Source organism: Kordiimonas aestuarii, from assembly GCF_025574465.1.
Taxonomy (GTDB): domain Bacteria; phylum Pseudomonadota; class Alphaproteobacteria; order Sphingomonadales; family Kordiimonadaceae; genus Kordiimonas; species Kordiimonas aestuarii.
Genome location: NZ_JAOBPP010000019.1, coordinates 169,959 through 193,752 on the forward strand (window position 1 = coordinate 169,959; position 23,794 = coordinate 193,752).

A 23,794-nucleotide genomic window follows, 5' to 3' on the forward strand; every position below is an offset into this window, starting at 1 on the left:
GGAGGCAGCAGGGTGATTTTATTCGTGTTTGCGGCCATACCAGCGCGCGCCCGGTGCCGCGCTCAGGCCGTGCAGCAGAGCACTGATCCACACCGCGTTGATGGCGATCATCAACACCTTGTCGGCATATTCGGGGTCGGTGCGCTCAACGATAATCAGGGCAAACAGCGCGGTGGCGAGGCCGCGCGGGCCAAACCAGCCGAAGAACAGCTTGGTCACCGGTGCGAGCCCCGTTCCCGCGAGCGATAGCCAGATAGCCAGTGGACGAATGACAAAAAGGCTGAGGAGAATAAGCGTGAGGGTAGGGCCGTCCAGTTGGCTGACCGCTTCCGGCACCAGGATCAGGCCAAGCAGGAAAAACGCGCCCCAGCTCAGGAGTTGGCCCTCGCTTTCGGTGAATTCATAGATAAAGTCGCAGCGGCCCTTGACGATGTGGCCAAAGGCAAGTCCGGCCACAAAAGCGGCGATAAATCCGTTTCCGTCAACAAGGGTTGCTGCGATGTAGGCGCCGCCCGCGAGCGCCAGCGCGCCAACGCCTTCATGGGTGCCTGTGCTCAAACCCCTGGTGTCAGCGTATACAAATGCTTTGCCGCCCAGATAGCCAAGCACCACCCCGATGAGGGGGCCAAGGGTAAGCTGGGATGCGATGAACAGTGGCCAGTTCTGGCTGTCCCCATCGCCTGTTGCGGCGGCAAGGCTGGCGAACAACAGCACAGAGGGCAGCGCGAGGCCGTCATTGAGGCCGCTTTCAACGGAAATGCTCTGGCGTTCCATTTCCGGCACGGTGGGGTCGGTGATGACGGGCTGGCCAAGGGCCGCATCCGTGGGGGCAAGGATGGCAGCAACAAGCGCAATGGCAAATATAGACCAGCCTGGCAGCAGGGCCCATGCGGCGACGGTCCCCAGAAGAATTGCCAGCGGCAAGCCGATCAACAGCATACGCATGGGCACGGTGCGTTCGCGCACCAGTTCAGACAGGTTTACCTTCGCGGCGTCAAGAAACAGCAGGATGATCAGGGCAAGTTCGGCAACGATGTGCAGGCCCTCCCGGGCCCCGTCAAGCGGGAAGAGCCCGGTATAGGAAAGCCCGGCACCAAGGCCGATGAAAATCATCGGCACGGTGATGATGGTTGAAGACAGGCGCTTCGCAACCATGGTTACAGCGAGCGTGATGAGTGCAACGATCAATAGTCCGGCCACAGTGCCCTCCCTAATCCAACGCGGCCCATCATGTGGGTGTTTTGCTGTTTTGTCGAGGCGTGACCCGCGCAAGGGCGCGAAGGACGGAGCGCAACTTTCACCCAGCCCTTCGCCTGACGCTTTAGAAAGCCGTGGTCACCTTTGTTTCCCTGACCGGCACAGCATAGCGTAAACCGGCATCCATGGTAATGCGTGCCGGTGCCTGAAGCTGCCCGTCGTCTGCGATGTAGGAACTGGCATAGGTCTTGCCGACTGCCTCAAGCCCCGCGTCGAGGCTGAGTCCTTCAACGCCGAGCAAATTTTAGTTTGCATAGGCCACTGCGCGGTAGGCGGGAACGGCCACCGGCCTGCGTTCTATCACACCGCTTTTGTCCAAAAGCCTGGCGTTCATGACCACGCCGCCCAGAACGACATTCAACCCTTGTGCCAGGGTGCCGGAAAGCGAGGCCTCAACCCCGCGATGGCGCACGGTACCGACAAGGCCATAGATATTTATCGCAGGCTCAAGCCCTGCGTAGGGCTGGCGGGTATCGAAACCGGCAACGATGAACGAAAGGCCGCGACCAAAACGATAGTGAAACCCCAACTCGCGCTGTGTTGCGACCACGGCATTTCATACCTCCAAGAAATCATCCAGGCATGGTTCTCATTTGTTGCACATCTGCGCAACTTTTGGGTCTCTTGGCGTTGGCGGACAGAATTACAGTCGCGCGACAACTCCGGTTCTTGCTTCCGAACTCCATAAACACCCATCTGTTCCCATGCCGTTTCCTTTTTCCCATGCCGTTCCCAATTCGAGATTTTAGAGAACATAGAAAGAACAAATGTATATAACTAATTGTTTTATAATGATTATAATCTAATTTTGGCGCTATTTCGGTGCCCATACTAATGCATCCTTTCCCATGAACTCCCATTGACCAACTATAAAAAACCATGGTATCCCAAATTAGTTCAGAAGACGTTCTGGATGACCGCGCCTTGCTTGGCGGCTGGAGCGGGTAGCAAACTCGGGGGACTGTTGGGCAATGGCATTTTTCCTGTCCACATTCACAAACAAGGTAGACAAGAAGGGCCGTGTCTCTGTGCCGGCGTCCTTTCGTTCTGCTGTGTCTTCTAGCCATTTCCCCGGCATTGTTGTTTACCGCCCCTTCAATCTTCCGTGCATCGAAGGCGCGGACATGACCTTTCTTGAGCAGCTTTCCGACCGGCTTTACGGCGATTTTGGACCGTTCAACCCCGACCAGATGTCCGTCGCCACCGCCATCCTTGCTGGTGCCAGCCAGCTCAGCTTCGATCCTGAAGGCCGCGTCATGCTGCCGGGTGAGCTTCGTGAGTTCGCCGGGGTTGACAGCCACGCTACCTTTGTCGGCCTTGGCCGCAAATTTCAGATTTGGGGCGCGGACGCCTATGCTGCGCACCGCCAGGATCAGTTGGCGCACGCGGCAGAGGCCGCGCCCAAGCTGCCGCCATTCGGCGGCGGGGGGCAGGCATGATTGCCGCGCCCAACCATGAAGAAGCTGGTATCCATATCCCCGTCCTGCTGGATGAAGTTGTAAGCGCGCTGGCGCCGAAGGCTGGCGAGGTCTATGTGGATGGCACTTTTGGTGCGGGCGGTTATACCCGCGCCGTGCTGGAAGCCGCTGACTGCCATGTCATCGCCATTGACCGTGACCCGGATGCCATCAGGCGTGCCGAGCCGTTGAAGCGTGACTTTGGTGACCGTTTTACCATTCTTGAAGGTTGCTTTGGCGATATGGCTGCCTTGCTGTCGCATGCGGGCCATGACGCTGTTGATGGTGTTATGCTGGATATCGGTGTTTCTTCCTTCCAGATCGACGAGGCCGAGCGCGGCTTCTCGTTCCAGTCGGATGGCCCGCTGGATATGCGTATGGCGCGGTCGGGTGAGAGCGCAGCCGATGTCGTCAACACATACGGTGAAGAGGCGCTTGCCAACATCATTTATGAATATGGTGAGGAGCGCAAGTCGCGCCGCATCGCGGCTGCGGTTGTCAAGGATCGTACCGACAAGCCGTTTGAGCGCACCAAAGATCTCGCGGGCCTGATTGAACGCATTCTGGGCCGCCCGCCGATGAAGAAGGGCCAGCGCGCCGTGCATCCGGCGACACGCACCTTTCAGGCGCTGCGCATTCATGTGAACGACGAACTGGGTGAACTCAAGCGCGGTCTGATGGGGGCGGAAGCCATCCTTAAGCCGGAAGGGCGGCTTGTGGTTGTCAGCTTCCATTCGCTTGAAGACCGTATCGTCAAGAATTTCATGGTGGAACGCAGCGGCCGTGCCGCTGGGAGTAGCCGCCATTTGCCGGGGCCGGTCGATGTCGGGCCCAAGCCGTCCTTTCTTTTGAAGACCAAGGGAGCAGTGAAGCCGGGTGAGGAGGAGATGGGACGTAATCCGCGTTCTCGTTCTTCCCGGCTTCGCACTGCAGTGCGTACGGATGCGCCCGCCTGGGTGGGCAGCGGCAAGGGGAAGGGCTGATGCGGCGCTTGTTTACAATCCTTGCCGCCATCACGGCGATCCTGGCTGGTGCGGCGGTGCTTCAGCTCAAACTTGCGGTGCAGGAAAGAGCTGATGAGGTCAAGGCGCTGGCCAATAAGATACATGCGGATCGTGAAGCGATCCGGGTGCTCGAGGCCGAATGGGCGTACCTCACCACGCCGCGCTCTCTGCAGGACAAGTCGATCCGCTTTCTGGCCCTGATGCCGCCGACCGCAGAACAGATCCTTGAGGAGCCCACAACCATTCCGTTCCGCCCGCGCGGCGTTGAAGCGGAAGAGGACCCAGGTGTGCTGTTGCCTGCCAAGGACCGCGAAGAAAAGAACCTGAAGCCGAAAAGAGAGAAGGGAACAAGCCTGTGAGGTCGGCACCGTCATATGCAGGGCTGTCATTTGAAGGACAGCAAAAAAGCGCGCTTGAGGTAGCCCGCAACCGGTTGATGGTTGCGGTCTTGCTGTTTTTTGCCGCGTTTGCGGTGATGATGGTGCGCACGGTTGAACTTGGCTTGTCCACACCTGAGGAAACACAGGTCGCGGCCCGGCATATTGTGGTGCCGCCGGTGACCTTCTCCCGCGCCGATATACGTGACCGAAATGGCGAAGTGCTGGCCACCAACCTTGAAAGCGCATCGCTTTACGCCAACCCGCAAGAGATCAAGGACCCGCATGAAGCGGCCGTTAAGCTTGTGTCCGTGTTGCAGGATCTTTCGCTCGCTGATGTGGAAGCTAAATTAAGTTCCGGCCGTCACTTTGTCTGGCTCAAGCGTAAGCTCTCGCCGCGCGAAAAATGGCAGGTTAATGCGCTTGGTATTCCGGCGTTTTATTTTCAGCGTGAGGAAGAGCGGGTCTACCCGCATGGGCGCCTTGCTGCGCACGCCCTTGGTTTTGTCGATGTTGACGGCAATGGCCTTGGTGGCGTCGAGCGGTACTTCAATGACCGACTTGCTGATAAGACAATGACAGATCAGCCGATCCGTCTGTCGCTTGATACCCGCGTACAATATGCGCTGACCGATGAGCTTGAGGCTGCGATGAGCGCGCATCAGGCAATAGGTGCCGCAGGCCTTGTGATGGATGTGAATACCGGCGAAGTGATTGCGATGGTCTCGCTGCCGGACTTTGACCCGAACAGTATTGGCGGTAGCGCCGGCAAGGAGCGCTTTAACCGGGTTACCCAGGGTGTGTATGAGCTTGGCTCTACCTTCAAGACCTTTACCTTTGCCGCAGCGCTCGACAAAGGCGTGGCGACACTGAACGATGGTTACGACGCCACCAAGCCGCTGCATATCGCGCGTTTCACCATCCGCGATGACCACCCGAAGGCCCGCTATATGAGCCTGCCCGAGATTTTCGCCTATTCATCGAATATTGGCACCGCACAGATGGCGCTTGATCTGGGTACCGAGCGCCAGCAAGAGTTCCTGAGCGAGATTGGCCTTTTGCAACCTTCGACCATCGAGCTGCCTGAAGTGGGGGCGCCGCTGTATCCGCAGACATGGCGCAAGGTGTCAACCATGACAATTTCCTACGGTCACGGTATTGCTGTCAGCCCACTGCAGCTCGCCAGCGGAATTTCCGCAATGGTGAACGGCGGTCGACTTAATGCAGCCACAGTTGTTGAGAATCCTGATGCTTGGCGGACAGGAAAGCAGGTGATTTCCCAATCTACCAGCCGCAAGATCCGCCAGCTCCTACGTCTCGCGGTCACCAAGGGCACGGGCGGTCGGGCTGACGCGGTCGGTTACCGGATCGGGGGCAAGACAGGCACGGCAGAGAAAGCGGTTGCGGGAGGCTATGACACCCGAGCGCTGATTTCCTCCTTTGTTGGCGTCTATCCGATGGACGACCCGCGCTATGTGGTGTTCGCCCTTCTGGATGAGCCACGTGGCACGAAAGAGACCTTTGGTTTCCGGGCTGGTGGCTGGGTTGCAGCACCCGTGGTGAAAAATGTTGTGCTTCGCACGGCGCCGCTTCTCGGAGTTGCGCCGAAGCGTGAAGATGACGGCCTCTATCATCAGGTTGCCATGATGATAGAGAAAGATTGAAGAAGGGACCGGACGGTTTAAATGGCGGTGACACTGGCACAGCTTCTGGGTGGAACAACCGGCACGGGGGACGTCGTGATCTCCGGTATGACGGTTGACAGCCGCGCCGTTAAAAAAGGTGACCTGTTCGTGGCGCTGCCGGGCAGCAAACTTGATGGGCGCCTGTTCATTGCTGACGCCGTCAAGGCTGGCGCATCCGCAGTCCTGACCACGGAAGGTTATCGCCGGGCGGGCGACGGCGTGCCGTTTATCGAAGATATAAATCCGCGCCGCCGCTATGCTCAGTTGGCCGCCCGCTTCTGTGGTGCGCAGCCTGAGACACAGGTGGCGGTGACCGGCACCAACGGAAAAACATCGGTCGCCGATTTCACTCGGCAGCTTTGGCAGGCGACGGGCGTGCCCGCGGCAAGCGTGGGAACGCTTGGCGTGAAATCCGACCGGTACGAAGAACCGGGCGGGCTTACCACGCCGGACCCGATGATGCTGCATAAAGCACTCAACATGTTGGCGATTAAGGGAGTTGCCAATGTGGCGGTTGAAGCGTCGAGCCATGGTCTGGACCAGTTTCGGCTGGATGGCATGCGCCTGCAGGCGGCGGCGTTCACCAACCTGACCCGCGACCATATGGATTATCATAAAACCGAGCAGGGGTATTTTTATGCCAAAGCCCGGCTGTTTGGTGATCTCCTTGGCCCTACCGGTACCGCAATCATCAACGTGGATGACCCCTGGGGCTGCATTCTGGAAGATATCGCCTGGGCCCGTGGCTTGTCTCTGATCACGGTTGGACGACACGAAAATGCCACCCTGCGCCTGATCAGCCAGACGGTGGCACCAAAGGGGCAAACGCTCGAAGTCTCCTTCTGCGGAACAAAATACGAGATTGATCTGCCACTTGTTGGAGAGTTTCAGGCGCATAATGCGCTGATGGCCACTGGGCTTGTTGTCGCGACAGGCGGCGATCCGGACGCTGTTCTGAGGGCACTTGAAGGCCTTCAAGGTGTGCCTGGGCGGATGGAATTTGTGGGTGCCACAAGGGCAGGTGGTGCCGTTTTTGTGGATTATGCCCATACGCCTGACGGTCTGAGAACTGTTCTCAAAGCCGCTCGCACGCATAAACCAAGCAGCCTGCATGTGGTGTTTGGTTGCGGCGGCGATCGGGATGCCGGCAAGCGCCCGCAGATGGGGGACATCGCCGCGTCACTGGCAGATCATGTCTACGTGACAGACGATAACCCACGCAGCGAGGACGCCGCCGCGATCCGCAGGGACATCATGCAAGCCTGCCCGGCTGCGCGGGAAGTGGGCGATCGTCGGGAAGCTATTGAGGTGGCCATGGCGGCGCTACGCGAAGGCGACATGCTGATTGTGTCGGGGAAGGGCCATGAAGAAGGTCAGACGATAGGGGATAAAGTGCTGCCATTTTCGGATATTGGGACTGTCCGGGAAATTCTAGGCAGCCAAAACGGGGCGAACGGGGGCTGAGGCGTGGAATTCAACGAACCATTATGGACATCGGCGGAACTGTTGGCGACCTGCGGCGGCGCAGGCGCCCAGCCATGGTATGCGGACGGTGTGCAAACCGATAGTCGCGACGTGTTGCCGGGGGATCTGTTTATTGCCCTCAAAGGTGCACAGCAAAACGGCCATGATTATGTGGCGGAGGCTTTTTCGCGGGGCGCTGTGGCTGCAATCGTGAGCGAAGATGTGGGCGGGGCAGATGTCCAGGCTCTTCGCCTTGTCCATGTCGCGAACACAATGCAGGCGCTGCAGCTGATGGCGTCGCAGGCGCGTGGCCGCGCACCCGCGCGCATTATCGCAGTAACAGGCAGCGCCGGTAAAACCAGCGTGGTTCAGGCACTACGTCAAGCGCTTGAGCGTACCGAAGTGACCCACTCCAGCGTGAAAAGCTTCAATAATCACATAGGTGTGCCATTGTCGCTTGCCCGCATGCCGCGCCAGAGCCGCTATGGCGTGTTCGAACTTGGTATGAATGCGCCGGGTGAGATAGCAAAATCGGCCAGGCTGGTGTCCCCCGATGTTGCTGTTGTCACAGCGGTTGGCGCAGCCCATGTGGCGAAATTCAAGAAATTTTCAGATATCGCCCGCTCAAAGGCCGAGATTTTTGAAGGCCTTAGAGGCGGTGGGCTCGCTATTCTGGGTGTTGATCACGACTGGGCCGACATTCTGATATCGGAAGCCAGGGCAGGTGGCTATGACCACATGACGGTGTCGGTGACGGGTGACGCTGACGTGCGACCGCTTCGTATCACGGAGCATGGCAACTGCACCTGTTTGACCGCAGATATCGCCGGGACAACCATCACCTACAAGGTTGGCCAGCCCGGCCGCGAGTGGGTGCTTAACAGCCTGCTGGTGCTGGCAGCGGTGAAGGCGGTGGACGGTGACCTCGGGCATGCAGCGCTCGCGCTCGCGCGGCTGCAGGCAGAGCCGGGCCGGGGGCGTATATGCAGCCTTCAGCTTGGTCATGCGCGCTGTACCCTGATTGACGACAGCTATAACGCCAACCCCTTGAGCATGAAAGCCGCGCTCAGGCGCTTGTCGCTCGCACCGACCAAGGGTTTCGGGCGCCGGATCGCAGTGCTTGCCGATATGCGCGAGCTTGGTGAGCGCAGTGAGGAAATTCACCTGAAAATGGCCCGGGACCTCAAGCGTTTCGGGGTGGACAAGCTCATCGCTTTTGGTCCGCGCATGGCAAAACTTGGCCGCGCGGCGGAAATCAACACCGAACGCTGGGAAATGGATAAACATGCGGCAAGAAATCTTGCGGAAATGCTGCGCGATGGCGACGCTGTCATGGTAAAAGGGGCGAATAGTGCCGGCCTCGGCGCGCTCGTTGAAAGTCTGCTTGATATTGGAGACCGTGAAGCAGCCGACGATAGTGCCGGGAGAATGTTAGGAGTACGCCATGCTTTATAATCTTTTGGCCCCGCTCGCGGACCAGTACAGCATCTTTAACCTGTTTCGATATCTGACTTTTCGAACCGGCGGAGCGGTTCTGACCTCGCTGATTATCTGCTTCATCTTCGGCCCCATGATCATTCGGTGGCTCAAGGCAAAACAGAAGATGGGGCAGCCTATCCGGGAAGACGGCCCACAAAGCCACATCGTCAGCAAGGCGGGCACCCCCACAATGGGCGGGTTCATGATTTTGCTCGGCCTTGGTATTTCAACATTCCTCTGGGCTGACTTATCGAACCCTTATGTCTGGGCGGTGATGGCCGTGACCCTTGGGTTTGGCGCAATTGGTTTTGTGGATGATTACCTGAAGGTTACCAAGCGAACGTCCGATGGTGTATCGGGTAAGATCAGGCTATTGCTTGAGTTTGCGCTTGCGGGTGGCGCGGCATGGCTGGTGGCTGATCTTGAAAGCCCGACCCTTGCCTTGCCATTTGCCAAAAACCTGCTGATTGACCTTGGCTATCTCTATATTCCGTTCGCCATGCTCGTTGTGGTGTGGTGCGGCAATGCAGTGAACCTGACGGACGGTCTTGATGGACTCGCCACGGTGCCGGTTATTATTGCAGCGGGTGCTTTTGGTTTTATCGCTTACCTCGTCGGCAGTACGGTTTACAGTGGTTATCTGGGCGTGACCTATGTTGCGGGTGCGGGCGAGCTTGCGGTCCTCGCGGGTGCCATCATTGGTGCCGGGCTGGGTTTCCTCTGGTTCAACGCGCCGCCTGCCATGGTGTTCATGGGTGATACTGGTTCGCTGGCCCTTGGTGGCGCGCTGGGTACAATGGCTATTGTTACAAAACATGAGGTGGCGCTGGCGATCATCGGCGGCCTGTTCTGGCTTGAAACCATTTCCGTGATCGTGCAGGTGCTGTCCTTCAAGCTGACAGGCAAGCGTGTGTTCCGCATGGCACCCCTGCATCACCACTATGAACAAAAAGGCTGGGCCGAGCCCACGATTGTGATCCGCTTCTGGATCATTGCCGTGATCCTTGCGCTTGTTGGCCTTGCAACCCTGAAGTTGAGGTAGGCCGGATTGTGATTACCGCATCGGCATATAAAGGCAAAAAGATCGGCGTTTTCGGCCTCGCGCGCACAGGCGTGGCCGCTGTGCGCGCGCTTGAAGCCTCTGGTGCTGACGTTCAGGCATGGGATGATGCTGACGAGCGCCGCGCAGCTGTGCCGTCGTCGCTGCACAATCTTTATGACGCTGACTTCAGCGAGCTTGATGCTGTCATGCTGGCGCCCGGCGTGCCACTGACACATCCGGAACCCCACGCGCTCGTGAAGAAATGCACAGCAACAGGCACGCCGATCATCAGTGATTTTGACGTGTTTGAAGCAGCGCGCAATGACCTTGCACTGCATAAGGTTGTGGCAATCACCGGCACCAATGGTAAATCCACCACAACGGCGCTGATTGGCCACATGGTCGCGGCATGTGGTCGGCCAGCCGCGATTGGCGGCAACATCGGTACCGGCATTCTGGCTCTGGAACCGCTCGCGGACGACGGTGTGTACGTGCTGGAAATGTCATCCTTCCAGCTTGACCTGACCAAGGATTTCAACGCGGATATTGCCATCCTCCTCAATATCACGCCGGATCACCTGGACCGCCACGGCGACGTGGCCGGATATGTGCGTGCAAAAAAACGCCTGTTTGACATGCAAGCCGCCTCCAGTGTCGCCATCATCAGCGTGGATGATGATCACGGTGCGGCGATGGCTTCGTCCGTTCGCGGGCGTACCGTGCCTATCTCCGTTGAGGCGGCAGTGCCCGGCGGTGTTTATGTTTTGAACGGCGAACTGTTCGATGATCTTGACGGCAAGGCGATCTCCTGTGGCGACCTTCTGGCCCACGCACCCATGCTGCTTGGTGGCCATAACTGGCAGAATATGGCCGCCGCGTATGCGGCTGGGCGTATTCTGGGCCTCACCGGCGCCAATATCCTCAAAGCTTTTGGCAGTTTCCCGGGTCTTGCCCACCGGCAGGAAACATTGGCGTTCATTCGCGGCGTTCGCCTTGTCAACGACAGCAAGGCTACCAACGTGGACGCAGCGTCGCGTGCACTGAAGGCTTTCGAAAACATCCACTGGATCGCCGGAGGCAGGCCCAAGGAGAAAAATTTCTCCGCGCTGCTGCCGCTGATGGGCGACGTGAAACAAGCTTATCTGATTGGCGAGGCCGCTGACGCGATTGCCCATGACGTAGGTGCCGCTGTCGGGGTGACCGATTGTCGTGACCTTGAGCATGCGCTTGAACTTGCTTTTGCCAATGCGGTCGACGGGGATGTGATCCTGTTGTCGCCTGCCTGCACAGCGTTTGATCAGTTCCGGGATTTTGAAGCCCGCGGTGAAGCCTTCCGAACCCTTGTCAAAGCAATAGAGGAGAGTACGGTATGATCGCCTTCTCACGCAGCGATAATTCGGTTCTCTCCCGCTGGTGGTGGACGGTTGATCGCTGGATGCTGGCGCTTGTGCTGGTGCTTATCACTGTTGGCATCTGGCTGACCCTGACTGCGAGCCCGGCCGTTGCCGAGCGCCTTGGTCTTGATGCGCTGCATTTCGTCAAGCGTCAGGCGTTTTTCTTGACAATGGCCCTGTGCACGGTGCTGGGCATTTCCATGATGTCCACATCGCTGGTACGCCGTATGGCGGTCTTGGGCTTTCCGGTTATGCTGGGGCTTACGGTACTGACCCTGCTGATTGGCCCGGAGATCAAAGGTGCGACACGGTGGCTGCAGATCGGCAGCTATACCCTGCAGCCAAGCGAGTTTTTGAAGCCTTTCTTTATCGTCACAACTGCCTGGGTGCTTTCATCCCATTTCACCGATGAAAAAATCCCCGCGAAACGTGTGGCGTTTGGCTTGTATCTATTGGTGACGGCACTTCTGGTGCTGCAGCCGGATTTTGGCCAGACAATCCTGATCAGCGCGGTCTGGATGGCGCAGATGGCGCTGGCGGGCCTGCCGCTGATGTGGCTTACGCTAGCCGGTGTTGTTGGCATCCTTGGTCTTGGCCTTGGTTACGCCCTGCTGCCGCATGTTTCCAGCCGGATCGACCGCTTCATCAACCCCGAAAGTGGCGACACCTACCAGATGGACAAGGCCATGCAGGCTTTTGAAAGCGGTGGTCTGCTGGGTAAAGGCCCCGGAGAAGGGGCCGTGAAGCTGCATCTGCCGGATGCGCACACAGATTATATCTTCGCGGTTGTTGGCGAAGAGTTTGGCGCTATCGCCTGTGTAATGCTGCTGATTCTGTTTGCGGGCCTTGTCGTGCGCAGCCTTGCTCACCTTCTGGAAGAGGAAAACCCTTTCCGTCTGTTGGCGGCTTCAGGCTTGATCATGCAGTTTGGCCTGCAAACGTTGATCAACGTTGGCGTGAACCTGGCACTGCTGCCATCCAAGGGCATGACCCTGCCATTCATTTCCTACGGTGGGTCTTCCATGTTGGCGCTGGCGATTGGTATGGGAATGGTGCTGGCACTGACACGGCGCAACCGCTTCATCAGGCGCGGGATCGACCCGCTTGGATGGAGGGCTGCTGAATGAATACCGCGCCCTATATCGTTTTGGCAGCCGGGGGCACCGGCGGGCATATGATGCCTGCCGAGGCAGTTTCCGATGTGCTTAACCGGCACGGCTACGATGTGCTGTTGGTGACCGACGCCCGTGGCGATGCCATTCGCAATGCGATGGTTGATGCCAACCGGTATGTGCTCAAGACATCAAGCCATATGGGTGGCGGCCTTGGCGGCAAGGTACGGTCCGTTGTCTCCATCATCAGAAGCACGTTGCAGGTTCGCGGGCAATTCAAGCGTCGGCGTCCGTCCGTTGTGGTCGGCTTTGGCGGGTATCCGTCGTTACCGGCGGTTCTGGCGGCTCGCAGCCAGGGGGTGCCTTACGTGTTGCACGAACAGAACGCCGTGCTCGGCCGGGTAAATCGGCTGATGGCGGAAGGCGCCAAGGTTGTTGCGCTGTCGTTGGAAAACAGCCAGCGTGTCCCCAAGGCGGCCTATACTGAAGTTACAGGTAACCCGGTCAGGCACCTGATCTCAAAGCTTTCCAATATCGCCTATTCGGTGCCCTTTGGCTTTGGCGACATTCGCCTGTTGGTCATTGGCGGCAGCCAGGGCGCACGTATTCTCTCCGACGTGGTGCCCGCGGCGCTCGCCGCGTTGTCGGATGACTTGAGGTCCCGGGTGGAAATTACCCACCAGGCCAGGGCGGAAGATGTTGAGCGTGTCCAGAAGGCTTACGCCGCGGCGAGTATCAAACATACGGTGCAATCCTATTTTGATGACGTTGGTGCGCTGCTGCTGCGCTGTCAGTTGGTGATTTGTCGCTCCGGCGCGTCGACGGTGGCGGAGCTGTCCGCGATGGGGCGCCCGGCCATTATGGTGCCGCTGGCCATTGCCGCGGATGACCATCAAAGCGCCAACGCCGGTGTGATTGAACGCGCCGGCGGCGGTTGGGTCATGAAAGAAAAAGATTTTAAGGCTGATGCGCTGGCGGAAAAGCTGCAGTTGTTGCTGACGGACCCCTCAATGCTGAGGGATGCGTCAGACGCCATGCGTGAAGTGGCCTGCCTTGATGCGGCTGAGCGCTTGGCATCCATTGTTGAGAGTATTGCTGTAGAGGAGGGCGCTCGATGAAGGGAATCCCGTTTGATATTGGCACCGTGCATTTTGTCGGGATCGGCGGCATTGGCATGTCCGGCATTGCGGAAGTGATGCACAACCTTGGCTATAAGATCCAGGGCTCGGACATGACCGAGAACGCTAATGTTTTACGCCTGCAAGATATGGGTATTGATGTCAAAATCGGACAGCGGGCTGATAATCTTGGCGACAGTCAGGTGCTTGTCGTGTCTTCAGCAATCAAAAAAGACAATCCTGAGGTTGTTGCCGCGCGGGAGAAATTGATCCCGGTCGTGCGCCGTGCGGAAATGCTGGCAGAACTGATGCGCCTGAAATGGTGTGTGTCGGTGGCCGGCACACATGGCAAAACTACAACAACATCCATGGTAGCTGCGGTTCTTGAAGCCGCGCACATCGACCCGACCGTTATCAACGGCGGCATCATCAACAGTTATGGCACTAACGCTCGCCTTGGTGAAGGCGACTGGATGGTGGTTGAAGCGGATGAAAGCGACGGTACTTTCGTCAAACTGCCAGCGACCATCGCTGTTGTGACCAACATGGATGCCGAACATCTGGATTTCTACGGTACCTTCGAGGCGGAGAAGGAAGCCTTCAAGGCGTTTCTGGACCGCATCCCGTTCTATGGTGCGGCCATCCTGTGCATCGACCATCCGGAGGTGCAGGGACTTATCACCCATGTGCAAGGCCGCAAGTTCATCACCTACGGCATGTCGGCGCAGGCCGATGTACGGGCGATCAACATGGCGTCGAAGCAGGGCACCGTGACCTTTGACGTGGCGGTGCGGGCGCGTGTGGCAGGCAAGGACCACGTGATTGAAGGTGTAAGCTTGCCTATGCCCGGTATGCACAATGTGCAGAACGCGCTGGCTGCTATCGCAGTCGGGCTTGAGATGAAGGTTGATGACGCCACGCTGAAGGCGGCGTTCGCCAACTTTGGCGGGGTCAAGCGCCGCTTTACCAAAACGGGTGTCGTCAATGACATCACGATCATCGACGACTATGGCCATCATCCGGTGGAGATTGCTGCCGTTTTGAAGGCAGCACGTGAAAGTTTTGACCGCCGCGTGATCGCTGTGGTGCAGCCGCATCGCTATACCCGGCTCAAAAGCCTGTTTGAAGAATTTTGTACCTGCTTCAATGACGCGGATACCGTCATTGTTACCCCGGTTTATGAAGCGGGGGAAAGCCCGATTGACGGCGCGGACCGTGACAGCCTTGTTGCGGGACTGAAAGACCACGGGCATCGGCAGGTCGACGTAATCTTTGGCGAAACGGACCTCGCAGAGGCCGTTCACCGGCATGCCAGGCCAGGCGATGTTGTTGTCTGTCTTGGCGCCGGATCAATCAGTAAGTGGGCCAATGACCTACCCGCAGCCCTGGAGGCGATGGAGAGTTAATCATGATGATGGTAGCAACAAAACACTATGCTTTTATCGACCGTTTGCCGCATGTGAAAGGGCGGCTGGTTGAGGATGCTCCATTATCACGGCTCAGTTGGTTCAAGACTGGCGGCCCCGCAGATGTGCTTTTTGAACCGGCTGACGAAGATGACCTCGTCGCCTTCCTCCGCCGTGTGCCAAGTGATATTCCACTGACCATCATTGGCGTTGGCTCGAATCTCCTGGTGCGGGACGGCGGTGTTGAGGGTGTTGTGATCCGCCTTGGCCGGGCTTTTTCAGAGATCAAGATACGCGCGGATGTTGTCAAGGCGGGGGCCGCTGCGATGGATGTGCATGTTGCCCGCGAAGCTGCAAAAGGGGGCCTGTCCGGCCTCGAGTTTATGGTGGGGGTGCCGGGCACCGTCGGGGGTGCCTTGCGCATGAACGCGGGCGCTTACGGCCGTGAGATCAAGGACGTACTTATCCATGCCCATGCCGTTGACCGCTACGGCCACGTGCATGAACTGCGCCCGAATGATTTTGATTTTGGTTATCGCTCTTCAAGGGCCGCTAAAGACCTGATCTTTCTGCGTGCCTCTTTTCAGGCCAAGACAGGCGATGAAGCCGCGATCCGCGCCCGCATGAGCGAGATATCCACTGAGCGGCAGGAAAGCCAGCCGATTGGCACCCGAACAGGCGGCAGCACCTTTAAAAACCCGGATGGAAAAAAGGCGTGGGAGCTGATCGATGCAGCGGGTTGTCGTGGCCTTCGGGTGGGCGATGCACAGGTATCGGAAAAGCACTGCAACTTCCTGATCAACCACGGTGCGGCAACCGCAGAGGACATCGAAACTCTGGGAGAGACCGTGCGCGAACGGGTAAAGGAAGCAACCGGCGTGACCCTTGAGTGGGAGCTCGCGATTATTGGCCGCAACAGGGATGAAGGGGGCGATGCCTGATGCTCGGCGTTCTCCGGTATAAACGCAGCCTGCTGCTGTCGCTTGGCCTGATAGCCAGTGGCGTGGCGTATGGCACATGGCTGGCGCCCATCGTTGACAGCTGGTTTGTCGAGCGATCACGCGACGCAGGCTTTGTGCTCAATGACCTTGAACTTGACGGCATTGTGCGCGCCAACCGCAGCGACGTGCTGGCCGCGCTTGATGTTGATAAAGGTGTGCCGCTCCTGTCTATTGATCTTGAACGCATCCGCGCACAACTTGAGTTGCTCCCCTGGGTCAAGAAGGCTGAAGTCACACGCATTCTGCCAGGCAAGCTGAAGGTCAAGCTCAAGGAGCGCGAGCCTTTTGCCCTTTGGCAGGAAAACGGACAGGTACGGCTGATCGATGAGACCGGGCATGTCATTACCGGCCGGGGCCTCTCGAATTTCGCACACCTGCTCATGGTGGTGGGCCACGGGGCCGAAGCAAAGGCCTCCCATCTTTATGCGCTTCTTGAGGAATTCCCGACCCTTGCAGGCCGCGTAAAAACAGCGGTGCATGTGGGTGAGCGGCGTTGGGATCTGATTTTCGATAATGGTGTGCGGGTGAAGTTGCCGGAGGCGGCGCCAGCGGCCTACGACGCAGAGGCCGCGTGGCAAAAATTTGCCGCACTTCAGACCCAGTATCGCTTGCTAGAGCGTGAGGTGAGTGTCATTGATATGCGCCTGCCAGACAGAATGATTCTGAGGGTATCACCGGAGGGCCATCGCCTGATGGATGGCAAAGGTTGGGCAACGTAGGAAAGTATTGAGTTAACCAGATGAAAACAGTGAATGGCACACCAGAAGGATTGATCGCGGCGCTCGACGTAGGGTCGGCGAAAGTGGCGTGCCTTATTGCCGAAATCGAAGCCGACGGAAATATCCGGGTGAAGGGTGTGGGCAACCGCACGTGTGAAGGCGGCGTTTCCGGCGGCGCGATCGTAGATATGGAAGCAACGGAAAAAGCCATCCGTGCTTCGGTTGACCAAGCGGAAAAGATGGCGGGCGCCACGGTCAGCGATGTCTATCTGACCTTCTCTGGCGGGGAGCCAAAGAGCCGTATTGTTGAAGTGAATGTGGATATCGCGGGTCACGCGGTAAGTCAGGCTGACCTCGACAAGGCGGTAACGCTTGCCAAGGAGCAGGTGGATTTCGCCGAAGACGGCCTATTGCATGCGTTCCCTGCAGCCTATGCAGTGGACGGCAATTTTGGCGTCAAGGCGCCCCTTGGCATGTATGGCAAGAAGCTGAGCGTTGCGCTGCATGTCGTGACCTGTTCCGCCGGGCCGCTGCAAAACCTGCAGGCTTGTGTTCGCCGTGCCCATTTGAATGTTGCGGCAGCTGTCGTGACGCCATTTGCTGCCGGGTTGTCTACCCTTGTGGAAGATGAGGCCAAGATGGGGGCCGCCTGCATTGATATTGGTGCCGGCACCACCTCCATCGCGGTGTTCGCGCAAGGAGCGCTGGTGCATGCTGAAGTGCTGCCAATCGGCGGCGGGCAGATCACAGAACAGGTGGCGCGCAGCTTGTTGACACCTTTTGAACATGCCGAGCGCCTGAAAACATTCAATGGCGCCGCGATGATGGACTCCCTCGATGAACGGCTGGAAATCGAAGTGCCGCAACTGGGCGAGGATAAGGACGATGCGGTTGTGCGGATGCCGCGCAGCGCGCTAACCGGTGTTATCCAGAAAGAACTGGAGCTTCTGTTCACCACCATCAGCGAACGGTTTGAAGCTTGCGGTTTTGCGGGTGTCGCCGGGCGCCGTGTGGTGCTGACAGGTGGTGTGGCGCAAGCCGAGGGCGTGCGTGATCTGGCGACCCGCATGATGGGACGGCAGGTCCGTATTGGCCGACCTGAACTGGTGAACGGGCTGCCGCAGGCCGCGCAGGCCCCCACATTTGCAGCGGCTGTCGGCTTGCTGATTTATGCCGCCAAGCGGCCAGTGGAAGACACAGTACACAGTAAAGGAAAGAATAAACGAACCCCACCCCCAGCAAGCGCGCTGAGCCGTCTGTCGCGCTGGGTACGGGAAAACTTTTAACGGGCGGACCCGACGCGCTGGAATTGGCGTGCCGGGCGAGATACAAGGGATCAAACGGAGGTATTGGGCAATGTCTATCGACTTTGGAAACACGGAACTGACTGAACTGACACCGAAAATTTCGGTAATAGGTGTTGGCGGTGCGGGCTGTAACGCCGTCAATAACATGATCGCGGCGCAATTGCAGGGCGTCGACTTTGTGGTGGCGAACACTGACGCGCAGGCGCTGGCCAACGCGGCAGCCGACAATCGCATCCAACTGGGCGTGGAAATTACGCAAGGGCTGGGCGCGGGCGCACAACCAAAAATTGGTGAAGCGGCAGCAGAAGAAGCCGTCGATACCATCGACAACATCCTGAACGGATGCCATATGGCGTTTATCACAGCAGGCATGGGCGGCGGAACGGGCACCGGCGCAGCACCTGTGATCGCGCGCCGGGCACGTGAAAAAGGTATCCTGACGGTTGGTGTTGTCACCAAGCCGTTCCAGTTTGAGGGCGGTCGCCGCATGAAAATCGCGGAAGCCGGGATTCAGGAACTGGCCAGCCATGTTGATACGCTGATCATTATTCCGAACCAGAACCTGTTCCGGGTCGCGAACGAGCGCACCACGTTTGCCGATGCCTTTAATATGGCCGATGAAGTGCTGCACTCTGGCGTGCGCGGCATTACCGACCTGATGGTAATGCCGGGGCTTATCAACCTTGACTTCGCAGATGTGCGGACAGTGATGTCCGAAATGGGCAAGGCGATGATGGGCACGGGCGAAGCTGAGGGTGAAACCCGGGCACGGGACGCCGCGGCGGCAGCGATCTCCAATCCTCTCCTTGAGGAAGCATCGCTCAAAGGGGCGAAGGGCGTGATTATCAACGTGACCGGCGGCATGGATATGACGCTCTATGAAGTTGATGAAGCCGTAAACATGGTACGTGATCAGGTTGACCCGGATGCGTTGATCGTATTCGGTTCTGCGTTTAATCAGGACCTGGAAGGTAGGCTTCGGGTTTCTGTTGTCGCGACAGGGATCGAAGGTGGCGCGGGAAACGTGCAGATGCCGATGCCGCGTCGGGAGAAGATTGAGACGCCTTCCGTCTCGGAGAAGCGTGCGCAGAAGGAAGAGCCAAAGTTTGAGGTTCCTCTCGCGGCGGCGGCAGATATTGCTGAAGGTACCGATGCGGGGGCTGATGCGGAGATGTCTGATGACGAGCATACCGATAAAGCCGAGGATCTGATGACGGCGATGGCGGCGCTTCAGGATGCCATCGGAACACCTGACGAGGATCAGACAGAGCCAGAACAGGCTGACGCGTTCGAGGAAGAAAGCACGAAGACTGCTCCGGTTGAAACCGCAGAAGATGACCTTGAAGCCCGGGCCGTGGCGGCAAAGGGCGGTGACAGTTTCATAGCTGATGCTCCGATGACGCCAAAGGCAAACCAGACACCGCTGAATGAAGCCAACCCGTTTCAGGAAGCAGCGTATGCGAGCGGGTCGCCCGAAAAGCAGGCTGAGACAGCCCATGGTGAGGGTGACCACGCAGACGCTCAGCCTCAGAAACGCAGTCTCTTTCAACTGATGACGGCAGGCCTGAGGAGCGGCGAGACTGAAGCGCCGGTTGTGCGGCAGACGCCGTCAAACGACTCCGGAGCGGTGAAGAAGGAACCAACCCTTGGGGGGGTCACCCCTGAGGAGCGGCCAGCCGTCGCACCAAGCAAAGACCAGCTTGAAATTCCAAGTTTTCTGAAGCGCCAGCAAAATTAGAACTGACGCATATCAAGACTGAAGCCGGGCCTTGCGTCCGGCTTTTTCTTGCTACCTAAAAGCTAAACATGATTTTGCCCGAGGAGGCGAAGATTGCAGTGCAATTTTCTTTGTCTTCGAACGGGCAGTCGATCGGACCCGTAGCGGAGAATGTCACTTTGAGAGTTGTCTCATCGGGTACATTCAACGAACATTTACCACTCATGACACTGCGCATGGCGATGGATTTGATGGAGTTGAAACCCCGACCGGTCCTGCGCACATCACGTGCTTTCCCGCTAGCCTTGTGAAATGTACATTCTGCTGCCCAGTCTTTTTCCCCAGCGAATTTGATGGAAACCGTCCCAATTTCATTTGCAGACATGACCGGGGTGCCGGAAAACACCATCATGCTTGCGATAATTGCGCCGGTCGAACCTTTCCTATACATGTCACTTCCTTTCTTTATCTATTATTTCAATATATCTGGAATTATAGATATATTGAAGAAAAGAAATGTGACAATTGTTTCAGCAGGGCTTGGTGCTCTCTACTGACAGGTCACAAAGCTCAGGGTGTCCCTCGCAGCAGTCATTGACAAGATAGTTCAGGAAGCTACGGGTCTCGTTGATGGCAACTGAATATATCAGGCTTCTACCTTCTCGCCGTGACGACACGAGCCCTGCATTGGAAAGGATGTTCAGGTGGGTGGAGAGGGTGTTTTGCGGCACTCCCAGCGCCTCGGCGATGGCACCCGCCGGCATGCCGGCCTCTCCTTGGCGTATCAGCAGTTTGAAAACGCCAAAACGCGTCGCCTGGGCCAGGGCGCTGAGTTGTGAAATGACTTGGTCATCATTCATTGCTGGGTCCTAATGGTCGGGTCGAAATGTCCCTATTTCAGATATAGAGTGATAAAGGGTTAGGCAACAGGCTCAATCCTGCCAGCGGTTGAGCGCTTCGGCGTCGCTTTCCCTGGCGTCAATCCAGTTTGCGCCCGCATCGGTTTCTTCACTTTTCCAGAAGGGGGCGCGGGACTTCAAGAAATCCATCAAAAAGTCTGCCGCCTGAAAGGCCGCCTGACGATGCGCACTCATGGTGATAACCAGCACGATGTTATCGCCGGGCTTGAGGCGCCCGTAGCGGTGGATAATGCGACAAGCCTGGAGAGGCCATCGTCCATATGCTTCGGCAATGATGGCGTCCAGTTCGTTATCTGTCATGCCGGCGTAATGCTCAAGGGTCATGGACTTGAGGCTACCGTCCATGTCCCGGACCGTACCGGTGAAGGTAACAATGGCACCAATATCCAGGCGTCCCTGCTTGAGGTTGGCGATTTCGGCGGCGATGTCGAAGTCTTGTTTCTGAACGGATACGGCGGGCATATTCAGCCTCCTGTAACCGGGGGGAAAAAGGCAATTTCATCGCCATCCTTAATAGCGGCATCAGGGTCAACATAGCGCTGGTTTACCGCGATACGGATTTGCTTCATGTCCTCGAATGCGGCGGCATACCGGTCATTTTTTGCTCTGAGGTGGCCGACAAGAGTTGAGACAGTGGCAATGCCATCAGGAAGCGTGATCTGCTCCTCCGATGTACCGGTCCGTTCGCGTACCCAAGAAAAATAGAGAAGCTGCAGCATGGTTACACCATGTGTTTGAGGCCAGCGCGAAGATAGTCATAGCCGGTGTAGAGTGTCAGCACCGCAGCGATCCAGAGGGCGGCGATTCCAACTTCCTGCGCGGGCAGGCCGAACTCCACAGCGCCGCGGGACCATACAAGCATGCCCAGCGCGATCATCTGCACTGTGGTTTTCCATTTCGCGAGCACCGTGACGGGGACGCTAACCTGTGCACCGGCGAGGAACTCCCTGAGGCCCGAGACCAGAAGTTCCCGGCACATGATGATAACAGCGGCAATAACATGTACCCCGTGGACCCATTGCGCAAACACCACCATGACAATCACGGCGGCTACCATCAGCTTGTCAGCGATAGGGTCCAGAAATACACCGATCTTGGAAACGGAACCCGTCGCGCGTGCCAGATAACCGTCAAAAAAGTCGGTGATACCGGCCAGAGCGAAGGTGATGAAAGCGATGTGGCTGCCGAGCGGTTGCTCAAGGAAGAAAGATGCGACCAATACCGGAATTACGAGAATCCGGGATAGCGTCAGGATGTTTGGTATTGTCCACATGATAGAACCCTCGTCGAGCTTGTGCCGCCACCATAGCGGAATTGGAGGGGGCGTCAATCACTCCACAACACTTGTACGGAGCCTACCCGCGGAAATGGTCATAAATGTGTTGTGCCATCGCGCGTGAAATGCCGTCAACGCCTTCAAGATCACGTACGTCCGCGTCGGCAACGGCCTTGGCGGAGCCAAAATGGTGCAGTAGCGCTTTTTTCCGTTTTGGTCCAATGCCCGAAACGCCGTCGAGCGGTGATTTTTTGATATCGCTTGACCGTTTGCTGCGGTGTGTGCCGATGGCAAAACGGTGGGCTTCATCGCGCAGGCGCTGTAGATAATACAGCACCGGGTCGGTCAGCGGCAGCATAAAGCTTTCATGCCCGTTCATGTGAAACTGTTCGCGACCGGCGTGACGGTCGGGGCCTTTGGAAATGCCCACAACCTTCACATCGGTGACACCAAGGTCACGCATGATTTCCATCACGCTCGATAGTTGGCCTTTCCCGCCGTCGATCAACAGCAGGTCTGGCCAATGGCCGCGTTCGCGGTCGGCATCTTCCTTGAGAAGGCGCTTGAAACGGCGTTCCAGCACTTCCTTCATCATACCGAAGTCGTCACCCGGCGTTAGGTCTTCAGATTTGATGTTGAATTTGCGGTAAGCATTTTTCATGAAGCCCTCAGGCCCGGCCACAATCATGCCGCCGACGGCATTGGTGCCCTGGATGTGGCTGTTGTCATAGACCTCAATCCGTTTGGGTGGCTCGGCCAGATGAAACGCCTTGGCAACACCTTCAAGCAGTTTGGTCTGGCTGGCGCTTTCGGCGAGACGGCGTTCTATGGCTTCCTTGGCGTTGCGGGCGGCTTCCTTGACGACATCCGCCTTTTTCCCACGCTCGGGTACCGAAATAATGACCCTGCGCCCCATGCGCTCCGACAGCGCGTCCCCCAGCAGGTTTTGTTCCGGAATGCTGTGGGACAGCAGCACCAGTTTGGGCGCGGGCTTGTTATCGTAAAATTGACTGATGAAGGCACCCAGCACGTCCTCAAGGCTATCCTCCTTATCGTGCTTGGGGAAATAGGCACGGTGACCCCAGTTTTGCCCGGCACGAAAGAAAAACACCTGGACGCCAACCTGCCCACCCACCTCTGCCGCTGCAATCACGTCAGCTTCATCGACCATGGCATTGACCATTGTCTGGTGGCTCTGGATGTGGGTGAGGGCGTTCAGCCTGTCGCGAAAGACGGCAGCGACCTCAAACTCAAGTTCGTCGCTGGCCTGCTGCATGGACTCAGCCAGCTTTTTCTGGATGCCTGACGTACGTCCCTCGAGAAAAGCGCGGGTTTCGGCCACCATGTCGGTATAATCGGACTTTGATATATGGTTTACGCACGGGCCTGAGCAACGCTTGATCTGATACAACAGACAGGCGCGCGTGCGGGTTTCAAGCGTGCTGTCGGAGCAGGAGCGCAGCTGGAATATTTTCTGCAGGGTGTTGAGCGTGCGGTTAACCGCGGAGACGCTAGCGAACGGACCATAATATTGGCCTTTGTGCCGCCGCGCGCCGCGGTGTTTGGTAATCTGGGCCCACTCGTGATCCTCACGGAGCAGAATATATGGAAAGGATTTATCGTCTTTCAGCAGCACATTGTAAGTCGGCCGGAAGCGTTTGATGAGTGATGCTTCCAGCAGCAGGGCCTCTGCTTCGGTACGTGTGGTGACAAACACCATGGATGCCGTTGCGGCAACCATACGCAAAAGCCTGTTGGGTAATCGTTTAGGTTGGGTATAGGAAACAATACGCTTTTTAATGCTCTTGGCTTTGCCAACATACAGCACGTCGCCATGCTTGCTGAGCATGCGATAGACGCCGGGCGCAGTGGGTGCGGTCTTGACGTGCGTCTTGATAATATCGATGCCGGTATCTAACGACGCCTCAGTCACGGGCTTATTCCTCTATCATTTCAAGACAAGTTGTGCCGGATTGGGACAGCAGAATCAATGCGCGACTTTTAACTTTTGATTCGAGAAAAAGATTTCCACGAATCCTGTGGATAACCTTGTGGGTAA

The 23,794-nt window shown here is 57.6% G+C and carries 24 protein-coding genes; 15 read left to right on the plus strand and 9 right to left on the minus strand.

Annotated elements, in window-relative coordinates; translation table 11 throughout:
- Positions 1-18: 18 nt before the first annotated feature.
- The 3 genes from OEU85_RS08195 to OEU85_RS08205 form a co-directional block, all read right to left on the minus strand.
- Positions 19-1,200, minus strand: a complete 1,182-nt coding sequence (locus OEU85_RS08195; protein ID WP_262690988.1) for a cation:proton antiporter — start codon at positions 1,198-1,200, stop codon at positions 19-21.
- Positions 1,201-1,321: 121 nt separating this feature from the next.
- Positions 1,322-1,498: a hypothetical protein gene (locus tag OEU85_RS08200; RefSeq protein WP_262690989.1), complete on the minus strand. Its 177-nt coding sequence runs from the start codon at positions 1,496-1,498 to the stop codon at positions 1,322-1,324.
- Positions 1,499-1,501: 3 nt separating this feature from the next.
- Entirely contained in the window at positions 1,502-1,807 is a 306-nt protein-coding gene (locus OEU85_RS08205) for a hypothetical protein (protein WP_262690990.1), read from the minus strand.
- A 421-nt stretch (positions 1,808-2,228) separates the two neighbouring features.
- Here OEU85_RS08205 and OEU85_RS08210 point away from each other — a divergent pair, with 421 nt between their 5' ends.
- From OEU85_RS08210 to ftsZ, 15 genes are all read left to right on the plus strand, one after another.
- On the plus strand, positions 2,229-2,696 hold the full coding sequence (locus tag OEU85_RS08210; protein WP_262690991.1) for a division/cell wall cluster transcriptional repressor MraZ: 468 nt from the start codon (positions 2,229-2,231) through the stop codon (positions 2,694-2,696).
- The gene (gene rsmH / locus OEU85_RS08215) at positions 2,693-3,697 is read left to right on the plus strand and encodes a 16S rRNA (cytosine(1402)-N(4))-methyltransferase RsmH (protein ID WP_262690992.1); all 1,005 of its coding nucleotides are present in this window, start codon (positions 2,693-2,695) and stop codon (positions 3,695-3,697) included. The genes OEU85_RS08210 and rsmH overlap by 4 nt, the downstream gene beginning before the upstream one ends.
- Positions 3,697-4,077, plus strand: a complete 381-nt coding sequence (ftsL, locus tag OEU85_RS08220) for a cell division protein FtsL (RefSeq protein ID WP_262690993.1) — start codon at positions 3,697-3,699, stop codon at positions 4,075-4,077. The genes rsmH and ftsL overlap by 1 nt, the downstream gene beginning before the upstream one ends.
- Positions 4,074-5,759: a peptidoglycan D,D-transpeptidase FtsI family protein gene (locus OEU85_RS08225; protein ID WP_262690994.1), complete on the plus strand. Its 1,686-nt coding sequence runs from the start codon at positions 4,074-4,076 to the stop codon at positions 5,757-5,759. The genes ftsL and OEU85_RS08225 overlap by 4 nt, the downstream gene beginning before the upstream one ends.
- A 21-nt stretch (positions 5,760-5,780) precedes the next feature.
- Positions 5,781-7,244: a UDP-N-acetylmuramoyl-L-alanyl-D-glutamate--2,6-diaminopimelate ligase gene (locus OEU85_RS08230; RefSeq protein WP_262690995.1), complete on the plus strand. Its 1,464-nt coding sequence runs from the start codon at positions 5,781-5,783 to the stop codon at positions 7,242-7,244.
- Between the two features lie 3 nt (positions 7,245-7,247).
- Positions 7,248-8,699: a UDP-N-acetylmuramoyl-tripeptide--D-alanyl-D-alanine ligase gene (locus tag OEU85_RS08235; protein ID WP_262690996.1), complete on the plus strand. Its 1,452-nt coding sequence runs from the start codon at positions 7,248-7,250 to the stop codon at positions 8,697-8,699.
- A complete protein-coding gene (gene mraY, locus OEU85_RS08240) occupies positions 8,689-9,765 on the plus strand; it encodes a phospho-N-acetylmuramoyl-pentapeptide-transferase (RefSeq protein ID WP_262690997.1) in 1,077 nt (358 codons plus the stop codon). The genes OEU85_RS08235 and mraY overlap by 11 nt, the downstream gene beginning before the upstream one ends.
- Before the next feature lie 8 nt (positions 9,766-9,773).
- Positions 9,774-11,138, plus strand: a complete 1,365-nt coding sequence (gene murD / locus OEU85_RS08245; protein WP_262690998.1) for a UDP-N-acetylmuramoyl-L-alanine--D-glutamate ligase — start codon at positions 9,774-9,776, stop codon at positions 11,136-11,138.
- Positions 11,135-12,286: a putative lipid II flippase FtsW gene (ftsW, locus tag OEU85_RS08250; protein ID WP_262690999.1), complete on the plus strand. Its 1,152-nt coding sequence runs from the start codon at positions 11,135-11,137 to the stop codon at positions 12,284-12,286. Before murD ends, ftsW begins: the two co-directional genes overlap by 4 nt.
- Positions 12,283-13,389 (plus strand): undecaprenyldiphospho-muramoylpentapeptide beta-N-acetylglucosaminyltransferase, encoded by a 1,107-nt coding sequence (gene murG, locus OEU85_RS08255; RefSeq protein WP_262691000.1) that lies wholly within the window; start codon positions 12,283-12,285, stop codon positions 13,387-13,389. Before ftsW ends, murG begins: the two co-directional genes overlap by 4 nt.
- Positions 13,386-14,795, plus strand: coding sequence for a UDP-N-acetylmuramate--L-alanine ligase (gene murC / locus OEU85_RS08260; RefSeq protein WP_262691001.1), 1,410 nt, complete (start codon positions 13,386-13,388; stop codon positions 14,793-14,795). Before murG ends, murC begins: the two co-directional genes overlap by 4 nt.
- A gap of 5 nt (positions 14,796-14,800) precedes the next feature.
- Entirely contained in the window at positions 14,801-15,736 is a 936-nt protein-coding gene (gene murB / locus OEU85_RS08265; protein ID WP_394805402.1) for a UDP-N-acetylmuramate dehydrogenase, read from the plus strand.
- The gene (locus tag OEU85_RS08270; protein ID WP_262691003.1) at positions 15,736-16,515 is read left to right on the plus strand and encodes a cell division protein FtsQ/DivIB; all 780 of its coding nucleotides are present in this window, start codon (positions 15,736-15,738) and stop codon (positions 16,513-16,515) included. Before murB ends, OEU85_RS08270 begins: the two co-directional genes overlap by 1 nt.
- A 20-nt stretch (positions 16,516-16,535) precedes the next feature.
- Entirely contained in the window at positions 16,536-17,801 is a 1,266-nt protein-coding gene (ftsA, locus tag OEU85_RS08275; protein ID WP_262691004.1) for a cell division protein FtsA, read from the plus strand.
- A 70-nt stretch (positions 17,802-17,871) separates the two neighbouring features.
- Positions 17,872-19,560: a cell division protein FtsZ gene (gene ftsZ, locus OEU85_RS08280; protein WP_262691005.1), complete on the plus strand. Its 1,689-nt coding sequence runs from the start codon at positions 17,872-17,874 to the stop codon at positions 19,558-19,560.
- 55 nt (positions 19,561-19,615) lie between these two features.
- Here the strand turns inward: ftsZ and OEU85_RS08285 are convergent, their stop codons facing one another.
- The 6 genes from OEU85_RS08285 to uvrC form a co-directional block, all read right to left on the minus strand.
- Positions 19,616-19,990 carry a hypothetical protein gene (locus OEU85_RS08285; protein WP_262691006.1) on the minus strand — a complete coding sequence of 125 codons (375 nt, stop codon included), beginning with the start codon at positions 19,988-19,990 and terminating at the stop codon, positions 19,616-19,618.
- A gap of 79 nt (positions 19,991-20,069) precedes the next feature.
- Positions 20,070-20,399, minus strand: a complete 330-nt coding sequence (locus tag OEU85_RS08290; protein WP_262691007.1) for an ArsR/SmtB family transcription factor — start codon at positions 20,397-20,399, stop codon at positions 20,070-20,072.
- Positions 20,400-20,471: 72 nt separating this feature from the next.
- Positions 20,472-20,921 (minus strand): molybdenum cofactor biosynthesis protein MoaE, encoded by a 450-nt coding sequence (locus OEU85_RS08295; protein ID WP_262691008.1) that lies wholly within the window; start codon positions 20,919-20,921, stop codon positions 20,472-20,474.
- 2 nt (positions 20,922-20,923) lie between these two features.
- On the minus strand, positions 20,924-21,178 hold the full coding sequence (gene moaD / locus OEU85_RS08300; protein ID WP_262691009.1) for a molybdopterin converting factor subunit 1: 255 nt from the start codon (positions 21,176-21,178) through the stop codon (positions 20,924-20,926).
- A gap of 2 nt (positions 21,179-21,180) precedes the next feature.
- The gene (pgsA, locus tag OEU85_RS08305; protein WP_262691010.1) at positions 21,181-21,732 is read right to left on the minus strand and encodes a CDP-diacylglycerol--glycerol-3-phosphate 3-phosphatidyltransferase; all 552 of its coding nucleotides are present in this window, start codon (positions 21,730-21,732) and stop codon (positions 21,181-21,183) included.
- A gap of 82 nt (positions 21,733-21,814) precedes the next feature.
- On the minus strand, positions 21,815-23,668 hold the full coding sequence (gene uvrC / locus OEU85_RS08310) for an excinuclease ABC subunit UvrC (RefSeq protein ID WP_262691011.1): 1,854 nt from the start codon (positions 23,666-23,668) through the stop codon (positions 21,815-21,817).
- Positions 23,669-23,794: the final 126 nt, after the last annotated feature.